The 17,433-nt window shown below is 63.4% G+C and carries 17 protein-coding genes; 8 read left to right on the forward strand and 9 right to left on the reverse strand.

Features of this window, described 5'->3' with window-relative positions; genetic code table 11:
- Positions 1-259, reverse strand: a 259-nt coding sequence (locus tag NKJ20_RS25225) for a hypothetical protein (RefSeq protein ID WP_352747805.1), incomplete at its 3' end; no start/stop codon positions are given.
- A 164-nt stretch (positions 260-423) separates the two neighbouring features.
- On the opposite strand from NKJ20_RS25225, the gene NKJ20_RS25230 reads away from it, so the two are divergent.
- Positions 424-1,749 (forward strand): NAD(P)H-dependent oxidoreductase, encoded by a 1,326-nt coding sequence (locus NKJ20_RS25230; RefSeq protein WP_352634686.1) that lies wholly within the window; start codon positions 424-426, stop codon positions 1,747-1,749.
- On the forward strand, positions 1,742-1,900 hold the full coding sequence (locus tag NKJ20_RS25235; RefSeq protein WP_352589246.1) for a hypothetical protein: 159 nt from the start codon (positions 1,742-1,744) through the stop codon (positions 1,898-1,900). Before NKJ20_RS25230 ends, NKJ20_RS25235 begins: the two co-directional genes overlap by 8 nt.
- A 147-nt stretch (positions 1,901-2,047) precedes the next feature.
- On the opposite strand, the gene proC is transcribed toward NKJ20_RS25235, so the two are convergent.
- Positions 2,048-2,863, reverse strand: coding sequence for a pyrroline-5-carboxylate reductase (proC, locus tag NKJ20_RS25240; protein WP_352683147.1), 816 nt, complete (start codon positions 2,861-2,863; stop codon positions 2,048-2,050).
- A gap of 226 nt (positions 2,864-3,089) precedes the next feature.
- Between proC and NKJ20_RS25245 the strand changes: the two genes are divergently transcribed.
- The 5 genes from NKJ20_RS25245 (at position 3,090) to NKJ20_RS25265 (ending at position 7,730) form a co-directional block, all read left to right on the forward strand.
- Entirely contained in the window at positions 3,090-3,827 is a 738-nt protein-coding gene (locus tag NKJ20_RS25245; RefSeq protein WP_352683145.1) for a hypothetical protein, read from the forward strand.
- 36 nt (positions 3,828-3,863) lie between these two features.
- On the forward strand, positions 3,864-3,998 hold the full coding sequence (locus tag NKJ20_RS25250; RefSeq protein WP_023677431.1) for a hypothetical protein: 135 nt from the start codon (positions 3,864-3,866) through the stop codon (positions 3,996-3,998).
- Between the two features lie 37 nt (positions 3,999-4,035).
- Positions 4,036-4,935: a bifunctional methylenetetrahydrofolate dehydrogenase/methenyltetrahydrofolate cyclohydrolase FolD gene (folD, locus tag NKJ20_RS25255; RefSeq protein ID WP_352683143.1), complete on the forward strand. Its 900-nt coding sequence runs from the start codon at positions 4,036-4,038 to the stop codon at positions 4,933-4,935.
- Between the two features lie 16 nt (positions 4,936-4,951).
- Complete coding sequence (locus NKJ20_RS25260; protein ID WP_352747808.1) at positions 4,952-5,950, forward strand: GlxA family transcriptional regulator; 999 nt, start codon at positions 4,952-4,954, stop codon at positions 5,948-5,950.
- Between the two features lie 112 nt (positions 5,951-6,062).
- On the forward strand, positions 6,063-7,730 hold the full coding sequence (locus NKJ20_RS25265; protein WP_352450918.1) for a vWA domain-containing protein: 1,668 nt from the start codon (positions 6,063-6,065) through the stop codon (positions 7,728-7,730).
- A 147-nt stretch (positions 7,731-7,877) separates the two neighbouring features.
- Here the strand turns inward: NKJ20_RS25265 and edd are convergent, their stop codons facing one another.
- The 3 genes from edd to zwf all read right to left on the reverse strand — a co-directional run bounded on the left by edd (position 7,878) and on the right by zwf (position 11,939).
- Complete coding sequence (gene edd, locus NKJ20_RS25270; protein WP_352450919.1) at positions 7,878-9,701, reverse strand: phosphogluconate dehydratase; 1,824 nt, start codon at positions 9,699-9,701, stop codon at positions 7,878-7,880.
- A 73-nt stretch (positions 9,702-9,774) separates the two neighbouring features.
- Complete coding sequence (pgl, locus tag NKJ20_RS25275) at positions 9,775-10,488, reverse strand: 6-phosphogluconolactonase (protein ID WP_352450920.1); 714 nt, start codon at positions 10,486-10,488, stop codon at positions 9,775-9,777.
- On the reverse strand, positions 10,470-11,939 hold the full coding sequence (gene zwf, locus NKJ20_RS25280) for a glucose-6-phosphate dehydrogenase (RefSeq protein ID WP_254819279.1): 1,470 nt from the start codon (positions 11,937-11,939) through the stop codon (positions 10,470-10,472). Before zwf ends, pgl begins: the two co-directional genes overlap by 19 nt.
- A 274-nt stretch (positions 11,940-12,213) precedes the next feature.
- Between zwf and NKJ20_RS25285 the strand changes: the two genes are divergently transcribed.
- Positions 12,214-12,960 carry an SDR family oxidoreductase gene (locus NKJ20_RS25285; protein WP_352457073.1) on the forward strand — a complete coding sequence of 249 codons (747 nt, stop codon included), beginning with the start codon at positions 12,214-12,216 and terminating at the stop codon, positions 12,958-12,960.
- A gap of 63 nt (positions 12,961-13,023) precedes the next feature.
- Here NKJ20_RS25285 and NKJ20_RS25290 read toward each other — a convergent pair whose 3' ends face one another.
- From NKJ20_RS25290 to NKJ20_RS25305, 4 genes are all read right to left on the reverse strand, one after another.
- A complete protein-coding gene (locus NKJ20_RS25290; protein WP_352450923.1) occupies positions 13,024-13,824 on the reverse strand; it encodes an SH3 domain-containing protein in 801 nt (266 codons plus the stop codon).
- A gap of 258 nt (positions 13,825-14,082) precedes the next feature.
- Positions 14,083-15,369, reverse strand: a complete 1,287-nt coding sequence (locus NKJ20_RS25295; protein ID WP_352450924.1) for an NAD(P)/FAD-dependent oxidoreductase — start codon at positions 15,367-15,369, stop codon at positions 14,083-14,085.
- 108 nt (positions 15,370-15,477) lie between these two features.
- On the reverse strand, positions 15,478-15,846 hold the full coding sequence (locus NKJ20_RS25300; protein WP_352502066.1) for a four helix bundle protein: 369 nt from the start codon (positions 15,844-15,846) through the stop codon (positions 15,478-15,480).
- A gap of 65 nt (positions 15,847-15,911) precedes the next feature.
- Positions 15,912-17,345 (reverse strand): glutamine synthetase family protein, encoded by a 1,434-nt coding sequence (locus NKJ20_RS25305; RefSeq protein WP_352450926.1) that lies wholly within the window; start codon positions 17,343-17,345, stop codon positions 15,912-15,914.
- Positions 17,346-17,433: the final 88 nt, after the last annotated feature.

The raw sequence follows: 17,433 nt of genomic DNA on the forward strand, positions 1-17,433 counted from the left end.
AGGAAGTCTCGATACCGAGGCCCGCACCGCCGACGACAATCGGCAAAGACAGAGCAAAAATAGTAGCAACGTTGCCGCTCTCGCCGATCGGTCGCATAGCGCGGAAAAAACACCTAAAAATGCGGGCACGCCAGTCCATTTCCCTATTAAAGCAGGATTGCATAAAAGAATGACTAAGAATTTCCGTACATTTCTTGGCTGCGATCCATCCGGGCTTAACGGCCCGTTCCGCCGCTTCAACGCGGGCCTTTGGCGCCACAGGACCCTCGTTAGTCCTTCGGCCGGGTGCATGTCTTCATAGGAACAATTCTGGTTTCCGGGGTCATGCGCAAGAAAAGACCGCCGCGGCCGGTTTCGATTGGCAATGGGTTGCCGTTCCCTGCTATTCCCGCTTCAAATCAAAAAGCAGTGGACGTTTCCAGTATGACCAATGTCGCCTTGACCGGGCTTGCCCGCGATCTTGCCAAGCGTGCCGCGGAAGGCCGCCCGGTGCGCATCGGCGTCATTGGTTCTGGCGAGATGGGCACCGACCTGGTGACGCAAGGCATGCTGATGCCGGGCATTTCGGTTTGCGCGATCTCGACGCGCCGCCCGCATACGGCGCGTGAGGCCATCCGCATTGCTTATGGCGACCAGGCGATGGCAGCCGAAGCGGACAGCGCTTCGAAGGTCAGCCAGGCGATCGAAAGCGGCAAGATCGCCATCACCTCGAACGAGATGCTGGTCACCAATCCGCTCATCGATGTCGTCATCGATGCCACCGGCAAGCCCGGGGTCGCCGCCGATTTCGACCTGATGGCGATGCAGCACGGCAAGCACCTGGTGATGATGAATGTCGAGGCCGACGTTACCATCGGCTGCTATCTAAAGCAGCAGGCCGACCGGCTCGGCGTCGTCTATTCGGTCGGCGCTGGCGACGAGCCGTCGAGCTGCATGGAGCTGATCGAGTTCGCTTCGGCGCTCGGCTACACCATCGTCTCCGCCGGCAAGGGCAAGAACAACCCTCTCAACCACGACGCCGTTCCCGACGACTACCGCGAGGAGGCGCTGCGCCGCAACATGAATCCGCGCATGCTGGTCGAGTTCGTCGACGGCTCGAAAACCATGGTCGAGATGTGCGCCATTGCCAACGCCACCGGGCTGGTGCCCGACGTTCCCGGCATGCACGGGCCCAAGGCCGATCGCGACGAGCTGGTCAAGGTGCTGATCCCGCGCGAGCAGGGCGGCATTCTGTCGAAGAAGGGCGTCGTCGACTACACCGTCGGCAAGGGCGTGGCGCCCGGGGTCTTCGTCATCGTCGAGGCGACGCATCCGCGCATCATCGAGCGCATGGACGATCTGCATATCGGCCACGGTCCCTATTACAGCTTCTTCAGACCCTACCATCTGACCTCGCTGGAAGTGCCGCTGACGGCCGCTCGCATCGCGCTTTACGGCAAGCCCGACATGGTGCCGCTGCCGCGGCCGGTGGCCGAGGTCTGCGCCGTGGCCAAGCGCGATCTGGCGGCAGGCGAGGTTTTCGATGCGATCGGCGAGACCTGCTACCGCTCCTGGACCATGACCGTCGAACAGGCCCGCGCCCATCGCGCCGTGCCGGTCGGTCTGCTCGAAGGCGGCAAGGTGCTGAAACCGGTGAGGAAAGGCGAATTGCTCACCGCCGACAATGCCGCGCCCGACCCGACGACCGGGCTGTTCGCCTTGCGCCGGCTGCAGGACGAGATGCTGTATGGGAATCTTGGTGATGGCTGAGGTCCGTGAATCCGAGTTGAAGCGGGAAAATGGACGCCCTTCTCTGGCAGAGCGGCTCGCGGCCATTGCCGATGATCTCAAAGCCAAAGCCGGCAAAGACGGGCGGCCCGTGAACAAGGACGAGATCGACGACTTGTGGGGACATCGCTGATATCTGTCGACATTCTAGGCTATCGCGATTTTGATGTCGGCAGGACAGTGGAGGGCGCGAAGGAACGCCGCGTAACGGCTTTTCTACCGGTTGCTATTGCCGAAAGGAACGGTCGACTATCACCGCCGACCGGCTCCCCCAGAAGCCCTACTTCCCCAGCTCGATAGACCGCAGCCGCGCCGCTTCCACCGCCTCGGTGAGCAGGCGCGTCAGCCGGTCCTCGCCCATCAGTACTGCAAGGGCCGCAGCCGTGGTGCCGTTGGGGCTGGTCACCTGCTGCCTGAGCACGCCCGGCTCCTCGCCGCTTTCGGCGGCCAGCGATGCGGCGCCGTAGACCGTCTGCATGGCCAAGAGCTTGGCAGTCCCGGTCGGCAGGCCGGCTTTCTCGGCGGCCACGGTCAGCGCTTCGATGAAATGGAAGATATACGCCGGCCCCGACCCGGAAACCGCCGTCACCGCATCCATCAGGGCTTCGTCGTCGATATCGGCCACGTGCCCGCTCGCCGAAAGCAGGTCGGCGACGAAGCGTTTAGTCTCGTCGGAAACCAGCCTGTTGGAAAACACCACCATCATGCCCTTGCCGATCGCCGCCGGCGTGTTGGGCATGCAGCGCACGATCGGCGCGCGGTCGCCGAGAATACCTTCAAACGTGGCCACCGGCGTTCCGGCGGCGATGCTAAGGAAGGTGGTCCGGCCATCGTTGAAGCGGATGTAACCAGCCGTCACGTCGCGGATCACCTGCGGCTTCACCGCAATGACGACGACGGTCGGCACGGCGTCCGCCGGGATGGCGCCGGCATCCGCGGCAGCAGCGCAGCCCAGTGCTTCGGCACGCTTGCGCAACTCGGCATTGGGCTCGACCACGAACACCGCAGCCGGAGCGAGCTTGCCGGCTTTCAGCCAGCCCGAGAGCATGGCGTAGCCCATATTGCCGCAACCGGCGAGAACAAGCCTGATCGTCATCAAAAGCCTCCCATAGAGATGGCTTCCCCATAGACGTTCGCGGCAGGGCGGGGAAGCCCTGTTGGGACCGTGATCAGGCGAAAACCCCGACCTTGCGGTTGGGATGCGCATGTAGTCGCGCTGCCGCGCGGCGACCAAATTAACCTTTTATTTCCTATGCCTGTTTAGCATCGCTTAACCAGTGGCGGTCGCTACGTCCCAGCCCGAGGGGAAGGCTCCAGAAACCATGGCTTATAGGAAAAATCGTGAACACTGGAGGAACGAGCAGTCCTTGCTGTCGCTCGTCGAGGCGGTGCGCGGCGAGGACGAAGCATCGCTGGTTTCGCTAGAGGACCGCGCAGGCCCGTCATGGCGCGAGGATGCCGCCACACGCCATCGTCTTGCCCGCTCGCGCCGCGAAGCGCGTGCCAGTCCGATCCTGTTGGCAGCCGCCGGCATAAGCCAGCCCGATCCTGATGAGCCAAAGGCCGGCACCATACTGATGGAAGAGGCTGCAGCTGCCGATGGGTTTTTCGACCCCGCTGGCTCCCTTGGCGGCCCCGATGCCGGTTCCGCCGATCACGCAGTATACCGGGCAGCGCCGCCTCCCGCTCAGCCGGTCGAGGTCGCGCGTACCAAACGTCCTGGTCCGATCGGTGCCGTGTTGTCGGCGCTGAGCCGGCTCATGCCTGGCAGAGCGCCGGAGGAGATGGCGTCCGGTGAGACTTCCGCCGCGACAAATTCCACCGCAGCGATGCGACCTGCGTTCCACCCGCAGCCGCTCTATGCCGGTCGGGCACCTTATCCGCAGCAACCCACGCCGCCGCATTCGGCCCATACTCAGGCCTGGTCGAGGAAGGCAAATCAGGCCTCGGAAGCCGCCGATCAGCAAAGCCAGATCGAGGAAATCCGCGCCAGCCTGCGCGAATTCCGCGAGGTCGTTCGCGAGCTCACCGAAAACCGCGCGCGCCGCCGCTATTTCTGAGCGTCGAATAAAACATGCCGGTTTCGAGTTAACGGCATGGGACGGCGCATTGACGGGATTGCCCGGCTCGATTTTCGTGAAAATGCCGCGCTGCATGTCCGCCCGCAGCGCATGGTTCTGGGCAACGGCCTGCATAAAAGATATCTGGAGCGCGCCGCATGGATGTTTTAACGCGGCAGGCTTACGCGATAGGCGTCGAGGGTGGTTCATGGCTGAGTTGATTGACGGAAAAAGCGTCGCCGAAGACGTGGTGCGGCGGGTCAAGGCCCTGACCGCCGAACTGGCGGAAAAGGATGGACGGCAGCCCGGTCTCGCCGTGGTCATCGTCGGCGAGGATCCGGCGAGCCAGGTCTATGTTGCCTCCAAATCCCGCACCGCCAAGGAATGCGGCTTCCATTCGGTTCAGCACACGCTGCCGGCCGAAACCTCCGAGCCGGACCTGTTGAAGATCATCGGCCAGCTCAACGCCGATCCGGCCATCAACGGCATCCTCGTACAGCTTCCGCTTCCCGGCCATATCGATTCCGGCAAGATCATCCAGACCATCGCGCCGGAGAAGGATGTCGACGGCTTCCACTTCATCAATGTCGGCAAGCTCGGCACCGGCGAACTCGAGACCGCCTTCGTGCCTTGCACGCCGGCCGGCTCGATGCTGCTGATCGAACGCGTGCGCGGCAAGGACCTGTCCGGTCTCAATGCGGTCGTCGTCGGGCGTTCGAACATCGTCGGCAAACCGATGGCCAATCTTCTGCTTGCCGCCAACTGCACCGTCACCATCGCACACAGCCGGACCAGGGACCTGCCGGCGCTTGCCCGCACCGCCGATATTCTGGTCGCCGCCGTCGGCCGGTCTGAAATGGTCCGCGGCGACTGGGTCAAGCCTGGCGCCACCGTCATCGATGTCGGCATCAACCGCGTCGCCGCACCTGAAAAGGGCGAAGGCAAGACGCGCCTCGTCGGCGACGTCGCCTTTGCCGAAGCAGCGAAGGCGGCCGGCGCCATCACGCCGGTGCCTGGCGGCGTCGGACCGATGACCATTGCCATGCTGATGGCCAACACGCTAGCTTCCGCCTATCTCGCAGCCGGATTGAAACGGCCTTCCTTCTGACCAGAAAGCAGCGTCCTTGCCGAACCTCACTGTTCCCTTAGAACGGCCGGTCACCATTGATCCCGTTCAGGGCGGGCGGCAGTTCGGGTTTCTGTTGGTCGACAAGTTCTCCATGTTCTCGCTGGCCGCGGCAATCGACACATTCCGGTCGGCGAACCGGCTGCTCGGCCGCGATTTCTATGGCTGGACTACGGTGTCGGCCGACGGCGACGCCGTCATGGCGTCCAACGGCCTGCCGCTCAAGATCGACTACGCGGTTGCCGATCTGCCGCCGGTTGATATCCTGTTCGTCTCGGTCGGGCTGACGACGGAATTTCCCGGCAAGAGCAAGGTGCTGGCAGCGCTGCGCAGTTGGGGCCGGCGCGGCAATGCGCTCGGCGCGCTTTCGGTCGGCTCCTATTTGCTTGCCGAAGCAGGCCAGCTCGATGGCTATCGCTGCACCATCCATTGGGAAAACCGCGCCGGCTTCCTCGAACGCTTTCCGGACATCAACTGCACCGGCAACGTCTTCGAGATCGACCGCAAGCGCTACACCTGCGCCGGCGGCACCACATCGATCGACCTGATGCTGGAGATCGTGCGCGGTGATTTCGGCTCGAGCCTCGCCAATGGCGTCGCCAACCAGTTCCAGCATGAGCGCATCCGCTCGGCCGGGGACCGCCAGCGCGTCGGCCCGGAACGCGACCTGACCGGCAAGTCGGAGAAGCTGCGCCGCATCGTCGAGCTGATGGCCGACCATCTCGACGAGCCGCTGTCGGCGGTGCAGCTCGCCAAGTCGGCGGGCCTGTCGGTGCGCCAGGTCGAGCGCCTGTTCCTGCGCCATCTCAGTGTGACGCCCGGGCGCTATTATATGCGGCTCAGGCTCGAGCGGGCGCGCGAATTGCTGCGCCAGACCAACATGCCGATCCTCGACGTGGCAATCGCCACCGGCTTCACCTCGCATTCCTATTTTGCCCAGAGCTACCGGCTGCAATTCGGCCGGCCGCCTTCCGAGGAACGCCGCACGGCCTATTGAGGGTTTGGCAGAGAGGCGACGCAGCTTCGTACTCCGTCCGGGCTTGTGTCGCGACCCGGCGTCAAATAGCTTTCCGGCGCCGAGCGGCGGCGACTGACGGGGGAGATTTTTGATGGCGGGATTTGTGCAGAGCGTCGCTGCGGCGGCCCTGCTGCTGTGGACGACGGGGTTCGGCTTCGCCGCCGATCGCGTCATCGTCATTCTCGATGCCTCCGGCTCGATGTGGGCGCAGATCGACGGCAAGCCCAAGCTCGAAATCGCCCGTCAATCGCTGCGGAACGTGCTGCAATCGGTCCCGGCCGAGGAGGAAATAGGCTTCATGGCCTATGGCCATCGCGAGAAGGCCAGTTGCGGCGACATCGAACTCATCGTGCCACCGCAGGCAGGCTCGGCAAGTGCGATCTCAGCCGCGGCCGACAGCTTGAAATTTCAGGGCAAGACGCCGCTGACCGCTGCTGTCAAGCAAGCGGCGGAAGCATTGAAATACACCGAGGACAAGGCGACGGTCGTTCTCATCACCGATGGCATCGAGACATGTAGCGGCGATCCTTGTGCGCTCGGCAAGGAACTAGAGGCTGCTGGCGTCGACTTCACCGTCAATGTCGTCGGCTTCGGCCTGACGGCGGCCGAGGGCAAGCAGGTCGGTTGCCTCGCCGACAATACCGGCGGCAAATATATCGAAGCGTCGGATGAAAAGGCATTGCAGGACGCCCTCGTCGAGACCGTTGCGCCTCCGCCACCCGCCCCTGAACCGACTCCCGCCCCGCAGCCTGCTCCCCAGCCGGCGCCCGCCCAGCCGGCGGAGTCCAATTTCGTGCCCACCGTCGTGCTTGCCGAGGGTGGCGATCCCGTCACCGACGGCAATGGCTGGGAGATCTACAAGGCGAATTCCGACGGCACGCGCGGCGATCTCGTCACCACCGAATATGGCACCTACAAGGGCAATCTGGAGCCGGGCGACTATATCGTCGTCGCGCGTGCCGGCGAGGCCAGGGCCGAACAGAAGATCAAGATAGAGCCTGGCCAGGTCGCCAAACCGCACTTCAACCTGAATGCCGGCACGCTGGTCATCCACCCGCGGCCAAGCGAAGGAGCGGACGTTGATGACGGCGCGGCTGTCGTAATCGGCTATCCCGGCGTCGACACCCCGCCGACCTACTACGGTGACACGAAAGTCGTGCTGCCGGCCGGTGACCAGAAGGTGACGGTCACGATCGGCCAGGGCATGGTTATCGAGACGATCCCGCTTGCCGCCGGCAGGGTCATCGACAAGGACATCATCGTCGGCGTCGGGCGTATCGTCGCCAATGCACATTATGCTGCCGGCGGCGACAAGGCCGAGGGTTCGGGCATCGGCTTCAAAGTGCTCCAGGCGAAAAAGAACGTCGACGGAACCAGGCAGGAGGTGACTTATGCCTACGGTCCGGACAGCAAGTTCGATCTGCCGCCCGGCGATTATGTAATGGTCGCGACGGTCGACCTTGCGGTGGCCGAGCAGCCGTTCAGCGTCAAGGTTGGCGACCATCAGGATCTGAAGATCGCGATGAACGCCGGCATGCTGACGATAACCGCGCCAGGGGCCTCGAAGATCGAGATATTCGAGGCCAGGAAGGCCATCGACGGAACCCGCAAGTCGGTCGGCTACGCCTACGACCAGAAGTACCAAGCCACTCTGTCGGCCGGCGACTACGCGGTGGTTTCGGAGAAATCGGACAACAGCTCGAGGGAAGGCACGGTAACGGTCAGGGCCGGCGCGCGAGCCGAGCTGACGGTTCAGTAGATCTAATGCATGTCGCGCAAAAGTGTGCAGCGGTTTTGCGATAACGACATGCATAAAAACAAGATCCTAAAAGCGCGTCGCGTGAGGCCAATCGAACGCCACGCGCTTTAGGAGAGCGGCCACCAGCCGCTCTTCCATGTCGAAAAGTCACGCCGTACCGAAGGCGCTGGCGCCATGGTCGGCGCGTCCCACCAGCTGCCGGAACCCGGCGAAAAGCTCGCGGCCGAAGCCGAATTCATTGCCTATGAGATCGCTGTCCGCGGGGCGGCGCAGTGCGAAATCGCCGGCTGGCACCAGTACCTCCAGCGTCCCGGCCTCGGCGTCGAGCCTGATGATATCGCCGTCATGGATCCTGGCGATAGGCCCGTCCTCCGCCGCTTCCGGCGTCACGTGGATCGCCGCTGGCACCTTGCCTGAAGCGCCCGACATGCGGCCGTCGGTGACCAACGCCACATGCTGGCCGCGGTCCTGCAAGATGCCGAGCACGGTGGTCAGCCTGTGCAATTCCGGCATGCCGTTGGCCTTCGGTCCCTGGAACCGAATGACGGCGATGAAGTCGCCGGTCAGCGACCCCGCCTTGAACGCCTCGTTCAGGCCTTGCTGGCTGTCGAACACCTTGGCCGGCGCCTCGATGACGCGCCGCTCCGGCTTGACCGCCGATGTCTTGATGACGGCGTGGCCGAGATTGCCCGAAAGCACTTTCAGACCGCCGCTCGGCTGGAACGCCTTCTTGAACGGCGCCAGCACCTTCTCGTCCCCGCTCTCGCGCGGCGAAGCCTCGCGCACGACGCCGCCGTCGGCGCCGAGCCTGGCCTCGACCGCGTAGGGGCGCAGCCCTTCGCCCCACACCGTCTGCACATCCTCGTGCAGGATGCCTGCGTCGAGCAGTTCGCGGATCAGGAAGCCGAGCCCGCCGGCGGCGTGGAAGTGGTTCACATCGGCAAGGCCGTTCGGATAGACTCGCGCCAGCAGCGGCACGGCTTCCGAGATGTCGGAAATATCCTGCCAGGTAATGGCGATGCCGGCCGCCGCTGCCATGGCGATCAGGTGGATGGTGTGGTTGGTCGAACCGCCGGTGGCGTGCAGGCCGACGATGCCGTTGACGATCGAGCGCTCGTCGATCATCCGCCCGACCGGCGTGTAGGCGTTGCCGAGCGCGGTGATCGCCAGCGCCCGCTTCGTCGCTTCCCTGGTCAGCGCGTCGCGTAACGGCGTGCCGGGATTGACGAAGGAAGCGCCAGGCGTGTGCAGGCCCATGATCTCCATCAGCATCTGGTTGGAATTGGCGGTACCGTAGAAAGTGCAGGTTCCCGGCCCGTGATAGGATTTTGATTCGGCTTCGAGCAGTTCGGCCCGTCCCGCCTTGCCCTCGGCATAGAGCTGGCGGATCTTGGCTTTTTCGTCGTTCGGAATGCCGGTCGTCATCGGCCCGGCCGGGATGAAGAGCGCCGGCAGATGGCCGAAGGTCAGCGCCGCGATCACCAACCCCGGCACGATCTTGTCGCAGACGCCGAGATAGACGGCGGCATCGAACATGTTGTGCGACAGGCCGATTGCCGCGGCCATGGCGATCACGTCGCGCGAGAACAGCGACAGCTCCATTCCGGGCTGGCCCTGGGTGACGCCGTCGCACATCGCCGGCACGCCGCCGGCCACCTGGGCGATGCCGCCGGCCTCGCGCGCCGCGTCCTTGATCAGCCTCGGAAACGTCTCGAAAGGCTGATGTGCCGACAGCATGTCGTTATAGGAGGTGATGATACCGAGGTTCGGCACCCGGTCGCCGCCAAGCGCCACCTTTTCAGAAGGGCTGCAGACGGCAAAGCCGTGGGCCAGGTTGCCGCAGGACAGCACGGCCCGGTTGGCGGTGCGGTTCGAGGCTTCGGCGATGCGGCCGAGATAGGCCTCGCGACCGGGCTTGGAGCGCTCACGGATGCGCTGGGTGATGGCTTCGATATCGCGTCTTGCGGTCATGGCGGTCGGTCCTTTCAGGCGAGGTCCCGCAAACACCTTCCGGCTGTTGCCGGGACCTGCAGCCAAGTTGAGATCAGGGTGCCCAGAAAACCTCTACGGGCTTTTGAGTGGCATCGAGCACGGCGCGAATGGGCTTTCGTGTTCCAGTTCCAAGCGCGGCCTCGAATGCGCTGCGTTTTTCCGCGCCCTCGATATGCAGCGCGATGAAGGCGGCATTGATGATCCGCCCCAGTGACAGCGTCAGCCGTGGCTCGCCGGCGCTTGCCGCGTGAACCGGAAGCACGATCCTTTGCGACGACGGATCGAGCAATCTTGCCAGGTTGTCGGCATCCGGAAAGAACGAGGCGGTGTGGCCATCAGTTCCCATGCCGAGCACAACGACGTCGAGTGGCCAGGGCAGCACTTGCAGCGCCTCACTGTCGGAGACCGCTGCACCCTCGATACTTGCCGCGGCGTGGTAGAGCGGCACGAAATTCGCGGCGGCGGCCGCGTTCTGCAGCAGGTTGGCGGCAACCAGGCCGGCATTGGAGCGCGGCGATGAGGGCGGCACGAAGCGCTCGTCGACCAATGTTATCGTCACCTTTTCCCAGGCGATCGGAACGGTCGAAAGCGCCGCGAAGAATTTCGCCGGCGTCGTGCCGCCCGAGACCGCAAGCAGCGCCGTGCCGCGCTCGGCGATCGCCTTTGACAGACGGCCGGCGACGTGGCCGGCAAGCGCTGTCGCCAACTCCTGGCGTCCGGCAAATTCGTGCCAGTTGTAGGCGCCGCCTAGTTGCTCTCGTGCCATGTCCGCCCGTCGCGTTCGATCAGCGCAATCGAGGCCGAGGGGCCCCATGTGCCGGCGGTGTAGCCTTGCGCCTCTTGCCTGCCGCTCTCCCAGGCGTCCTGGATCGGGTCGATCCATTTCCACGCCGCCTCGACCTCGTCGCGGCGCATGAACAGCGTCTGGTTGCCACGGATGACGTCCATGATCAGCCGCTCATAGGCATCGGGGGCGCGGCCGTCGAAGGATTGCGCAAAACTCATGTCGAGCGGAATCTGGCGCAGTCGCATGCCGCCCGGCCCCGGGTCCTTGATCATGATGAACTGCTTGACGCCCTCGTCGGGCTGCAGCCTGATGACCAGCTGATTGGCGGAAATCGGCCCGGCGCTCTCGCCGAAGATCGAATGCGGGATCGGCTTGAATTCGATGACGATCTCCGAAACGCGGGTCGCCAGCCGCTTGCCGGTTCGGAGGTAGAACGGCACGCCCGCCCAGCGCCAGTTGCCGATCTCGGCCTTGAGCGCAACGAAAGTCTCGGTGTTGCTGTTCTTGCCGAGTTCCTCGACATAGCCTTTCACCGGCCCGCCGGCCGAGGCGCCGGCACGATATTGCCCGCGCACCGTGTGCTTCGGCGCTTCGTTGCCGTTGATGCGCTTCAGCGCCCGCAGCACCTTCAGCTTTTCGTCACGGACGGCATCGGCGTCCATCGACGACGGCGCCTCCATCGCGACCAGGCAGAGCAGCTGCAGCATGTGGTTCTGCACCATGTCGCGCAATGCGCCGGCCTTGTCGTAATAGGTGACGCGGTCTTCCAGGCCGACCGTCTCGGCCACGGTGATCTGCACATGATCGACATTGGCGGAATTCCAAAGCGGCTCGTAGAGCGCGTTGGCAAAGCGCAGCGCCATCAAATTCTGGACCGTCTCCTTGCCGAGATAGTGGTCGATGCGGAAAATCTGGCTTTCATGGAAGTCGTCGCCGACCAGGTCGTTGAGCGCGCGCGCCGAAGCGAGATCGCGGCCGATCGGCTTTTCCAGCACGATGCGCGAATTCGGCGTGATCAGCCCGTGCTCCTTCAGCTTGTGCGAGATGTCGCCGAACAGCGCCGGCGCCACAGCCAGATAGAAAGCGCGGATGTGTTCGCTGTCGCCGATCGCCTTCTTCAGCCTGTCGAAGCCGGCACCTGTGGTTGCATCTGCCGGGACATAGGAGAGCCGCGCGAGGAACGTCTTCAGTTCCGTGGCGTCGATATCCTCCGGTTTCACATGATCGGCAATCGCCTGCCTGGCGAACGACTGGAATTCCTCGTCGGTCATCTTCGAACGTGATGTGCCGATGATGCGCGTCGGCTCGGAAAACTGGTGGTCGCGCTGCCGGTGGTACAGCGACGGCAGAAGCTTACGTTCCGACAGGTCGCCGGTGCCGCCGAAAATGATGAAGTCGAAAGGGTCGACGGGAATGATCTGGCTGGTCATGGTCTGTCCGCTGTGACGCCGGTCGCGATAACGCGGCTGATATAATCTAATCGATTTAAACTTGCCAGTGCCATTGCGTCACATCCGCGTGTGCTCTTGACACCGGCGCTGGCCGGAGGCTTGTCGGCAAGCGATGCTTCCGGCAGCGTTCGCAGGTGCAGCATAGAGCGGGATCAAGGCGAAAGCCAAAGCAGAAATCGGCAATGGACACACATCTTTCGATGGCCATGGCCAAACGCGTTTGCGATCGTCTTCAACGATGAGTGAGAAAAGCATGCGCCTCAAAAACAAGGTCGCCATCATCACCGGCGCTGCCTCGGGTTTTGGCGAGGGCATGGCCAGGCGCTTTGCCGAGGAAGGCGCGCGCGTAGTCGTCGCCGATCTGAACGCCAAGGGCGCAGAGCGCGTTGCCGGCGAGATCGGCGAAAAGGCGATCTGGACCCAGACCGACGTCTCGCTGCGGTCCGAATTGGACGACATGGTCCATGCTGCAATGAGCGCCTTCGGCCGCATCGACATCATGGTCAACAACGCCGGTTATACCCATCGCAACGGTGACATGCTGGAAGTCGACGAGGCGACCTTCGACCTGATCACGTCAGTCAACATGAAGGCGATCTACCACGCAGCGCTTGCCGTGGTACCGGTGATGGAGCGGCAAGGCGGTGGCGTCATCCTGACGACGGCCTCCACGGCCGGTATCAGACCGCGGCCCGGCCTCACTTGGTACAATGCATCGAAGGGCTGGGCGATCACCGCGACCAAATCGATGGCGGTGGAACTCGCGCCGAAGAACATCCGCGTCAACTGCCTCTGCCCAGTTGCCGGCGAGACCGGCATGCTCGCGAAATTCATGGGCGCCGACACACCCGAGATCCGCGAGAAGTTCCGCGCGTCGATCCCGCTCGGCCGGCTTTCGACGCCGCTCGACATAGCCAATGCCGCGCTTTGGCTCGCTTCGGACGAGGCGGCTTTCATCACCGGCGTGGCGCTGGAAGTCGACGGCGGGCGTTGTATTTGAACGGTCCGGTTATCCGGCGGAGGACCGGCTGATGGCGAGCGACCCGCAATCGCTCTGCCGGCCCTACGCCCCGGTTTTGACGTAGCTCTTGTAGATCCAGCCGCGCTTGCCGTTGTAGACGATCTGGCACCATTGCTTGCAGCTCATCACTTGCACCGATGTCTTGGCCGGCACGGTGAGAATGGCGGCCGCATTCTTTTTTGGGCCGGTGCGCATGGTGACGGATCTCAGGATGCGTCCGGTACCGGCAGTATTGGCTTTTCCGGATTTTGCCTTGGTGCTGTTGTCGTCTTCGCTCGCGGTCTGCGTCGGCAGTTGCGGCTTGGGCGTGGGGATGGCGGCGGTCTGCGCGCCATCGGGCCCGCTGTTTTTCGTTGAGCTGCCGGGAGCCGCGACCTTGGCAAACAATGCCGCAGCGTCGGGTTTTGCTGCCGGGTCGGCGAATGCCACCGAAGCAGACGATTTTTCGGTCGCCTGCTCGGTCTGGCTTGCCAGCTGGTCGGATGCTGCCGTGGCGGCGGCCGACGCCGTCTTTGGCCCTGTCCAGCGCGGATCATTGGGAGCCAGCGCTGGTATCTCGGCTTCCGCTGCGGCCACCGCTGGGGAAACCGCATCTGCCTTGCCCGTCGTCCGCGGCGCCGCAGCAACCTTGGCAGGCATGATCTTCGTCGTCTTGACCGGGATGGTCGGAACGATCTGCTCAGGACTTGCGGCCGCTTGTCGCTCATTTGCCGGCAATGCCAGCCACAGTGCCACCGCGGCAACGCCGAGCAGTGCGGCCGTGCCAAGCGCGGCTATCACCAGATGCGCGTTCGACCGGACCCCGTGCCAGAACGTCGGCCGCATATCGTAACCGAATTGCATCGCAAGGCGCCGTCGTTCCGGCGCGCCGAAACTGAAGGGCTCTCTCACACTTGCCACCTCCATTTGCGGGCCGATGTTCTTACGACCCATGCCGGAGAGCCGGCATTTCGATCGGCATCGGTCCCAACCAAAAGCGGGCAGGCCCGCAAAAATTCCCCGTTCAGCTGCCCACGAGCATCATCTTTCGCCCGCGATTGTGGCATCACTGCGCCCTTGGCGGGAATTCTGCGTCCTCGTTAAGGATTCTGCAACGTCTGGTCAAATCCTGTCCCGCAACGCGTACCAGTTGAGCGCAAGAAAGAGCAGTGGCGCGCGCAAACGCCGGCCGCCGGGGAAGGGTGGAATTTTCAGGTCCTCGATCAGCTTCAGCCGGTCGCGGTTGCCGGCGACCGTCTCGGCATAAACCTTGCCGAAAAAGTTCGACAGCATGACGCCGTGGCCGGAATAACCGCCGATCGAGGTCACATTGGGCATCACTTCGCGCACGAACGGCTTTCTCGGCACGGTGATGCCGACATAGCCGCCCCAGCCATGCGTGATCTCAACGTCCTTCAGTGCCGGATAGATTTCGGCGATCTGCCGGCGGATGTGGATGTGGATGTCCTTGGGATCATTGACCGCATAGATCTCGCGCCCGCCAAACAGCAGCCGCCCATCCTTCGATTTGCGGAAATAGCGCACGACGAAGCGCGAATCGTCGACCGCCTCGCCACCCGGCAGTACTTTGGAATCGGCTCCCAGCGGTACCGTCGCGCCGATGAAGGAGCCGATCGGCATAATATGCGCGGCACTCACCGGTTCGAGCGTGCCCCCATAGGCGTTGACCCCGATCAGGCATTTAGCGGCGGTGATCGTGCCCTTCGGCGTCACAACCCTCACCTTGCCGCCGCCGGAGGTGATGCCGGTCGACGGCGTCTGCTCGAAAAGCTTTGCGCCGGCCTCTGCCGCGACTTTCGCGGTGCCGATCACCAGCTTCAGCGGATGGACATGGCCGGTGCCGGTGTCGCGGGTGCCGCCGAAATAATGCGTCGAGCCGAGCCGCTCGGCAGTCTCCGCGGCATCCATGAATGAGATGTGCGGATAACCGAACCGGTTTGCCATGATCTCGGCATGCGCCTTGTAGTCGTCGACATAGCGCTTCTTGTGCGCCACCGACATCTGGCCGGGCATATAGTCGATCTCGATCTGGTGCATCGCGGCAAAGTCGAGCAGGTGCGCCTTGGCCTCTTCGGCAAGGTCGAACAGCGCCTTGGCGCGGGAAAAGCCGTATTCCGCTTCCAGTTCCTCTGCCCAGGCCCGTTGTCCGGTGCCGAGCTGGCCACCATTGCGGCCCGATGCGCCGTCACCGAAACGATGCGTTTCGATAAGCACGACATCCGCGCCTGTCTTGGCGAGATGAGCCGCCGCCGACAGACCGGTAAAGCCGCCGCCGACAATCACCACATCGCATGTCCGGTCGCCGTCGAGCGCCGGATATTCTGGCCTTGGCCCGGCCGTGTCTTCGTACCAGGAGCGGCCGGGGGAGATTGGGGATTGGTAGGTCATGATGCTCGGCTAGGGGAGTAGGGGAGTAGGGGAGTAAGGGCAGTAGGGCAGTAGGGCAGTAGGGCAGTAGGGGAAGTAGGGGCAGTAGGGCAGTAGGGCAGTAGGTGTCTATTCAGCCGACAGCTTGCGGATCAGAAGCCGCAAAAGCTTTCCTACGCTCTCGCTGTGGGGCATCAATGACTCGACCGCCTCGCGAGAGGTAATTCCAACCCTTTGCGCGATTAAAAGGTGTGTCTCCAGTTCCTTGAGTGATCCCTGGGCGATCCTGAGAAACTGCTGGTAGGAAGCTCGGCTTTCTCGGCCGTAACCCTCGGCGATGTTGGCGGGCACCGACGTTGCTGCCCGACGCACCTGACCCGTCAGCCCGTAGATCTCGTCTTTCGGCCAAGTCCTTGTTACTTGGTAGATTGCAACTGTTAGGTCCATGGCTTGCTGCCAAACGATCAGATCCCTGTACGATGCGATCTTGTCCGTCATCCTTGCCCTACTGCCCTACTGCCCTACTGCCATATTGCCATATTGCCCTACTCCCTACTCCCCTACTAGACATTCAGCAGCAAATACTCCCTCTCCCACGGGCTGATCACTTCCATGAAGGTCTCGAATTCCGCTCGCTTGATCGCCGCATAGGTGGCGGCAAATGACTTGCCGAGCAGGGCGCAGAGTTCCTCGTCGGCCTCGAACAGGTCGACGGCTTCGAGCAGGCTGCGCGGCAGGTCGATCTGGTCCTCGTTGGCGGTCGTCAGAACCGGCGGCTCGGCCTGGATCTTGTTGGTCATGCCGATCAGCCCGCAGGCGAGCGATGCCGCCATCGCCAGATAGGGGTTGGCGTCAGAGGAGGGAATGCGGTTTTCGACGCGCCGCGCCGCCGGGTCGGAGCGGGGCACGCGGAAGGCCGTGGTGCGGTTGTCGTAGCCCCATTTGTTGTTGACCGGCGCCGAGGCCGACTGCGTCAGCCGCCGGTAGGAATTGACGTAGGGCGCAAACATCACCAGCGCGTTCGGCACATGTTTCTGCATGCCGCCGATGAAATGGAAGAAGGCCTCGGTCTCCGAGCCGTCCTCTGCCGAAAAGACGTTCTTGCCGGTCTTCTTGTCGATGATCGACTGATGGATATGCATGGCCGAACCGGGCTGCCCCTGGATCGGCTTGGCCATGAATGTGGCGTAGATTTCGTGCTTGAGCGCCGCCTCGCGGATGGTGCGCTTGAACATGAACACCTGGTCGGCGAGTTCGATCGGATCGCCGTGACGCAGATTGATTTCGAGCTGGCCGGCGCCCTCCTCGTGGATCAGCGTGTCGATCTCCAGGCCCTGGCTTTCGGAGAAATGGTAGATGTCGTCGATCAGTTCGTCGAATTCGTTGACCCCGGCGATCGAATAGCCGGCACCGCCGCCGATCGGCCGTCCCGATCGACCTACCGGCGGGGTCAGCGGATAGTCCGGATCGGGGTTCTTGCGCACCAGGTAGAACTCGATCTCGGGTGCCACGACCGGCCTCAGCCCACGCTTGTCATAGGCGGCAAGCACGCGCTTCAGCACGTTGCGCGGCGTGAACTCGACCGAGCGGCCGTCCTGGTGGACGAGGTCGCAGATAACCGCCGCGGTAGGGTCCTCCTCCCACGGCACCACCGTCAGCGTCGAGAGGTCAGGCATCAGCTTGAGGTCGCCGTCGTCCTCCGGATAATGGAAGCCGTTGCCGTCCTCCGGATAGCCGCCGGAAATCGTTGTCATGAACACCGCCGAAGGCAGCGCCAGCGAGGTGTTGGAGGTGAACTTCTTCGACGGCATCATCTTGCCGCGCGCAACCCCGGCCTGGTCGGGTGTGATGCATTCGATATCTTCGATGCCGCGCCATTCCAGCCAGGCGCTGACTTCCTTCCAGTTCTTGACGCCACGTTGGTTTTTCACGAAGGCAGGTGTGCGGGCGCGTCCTCCGCGGCTCGACGGACGGACTTCCTTTTTTGCAGGCGGCATCAATCACCAGATTTGTTGCAGATTGTGGAGTATAGCCGTTGCCGACGACGAAAGGAAAGGGGAGCCGGCTGGCGTCCGCCTCGATAAC

It is taken from the genome of Mesorhizobium sp. M0185 (assembly GCF_040322175.1).
Lineage (GTDB): Bacteria > Pseudomonadota > Alphaproteobacteria > Rhizobiales > Rhizobiaceae > Mesorhizobium.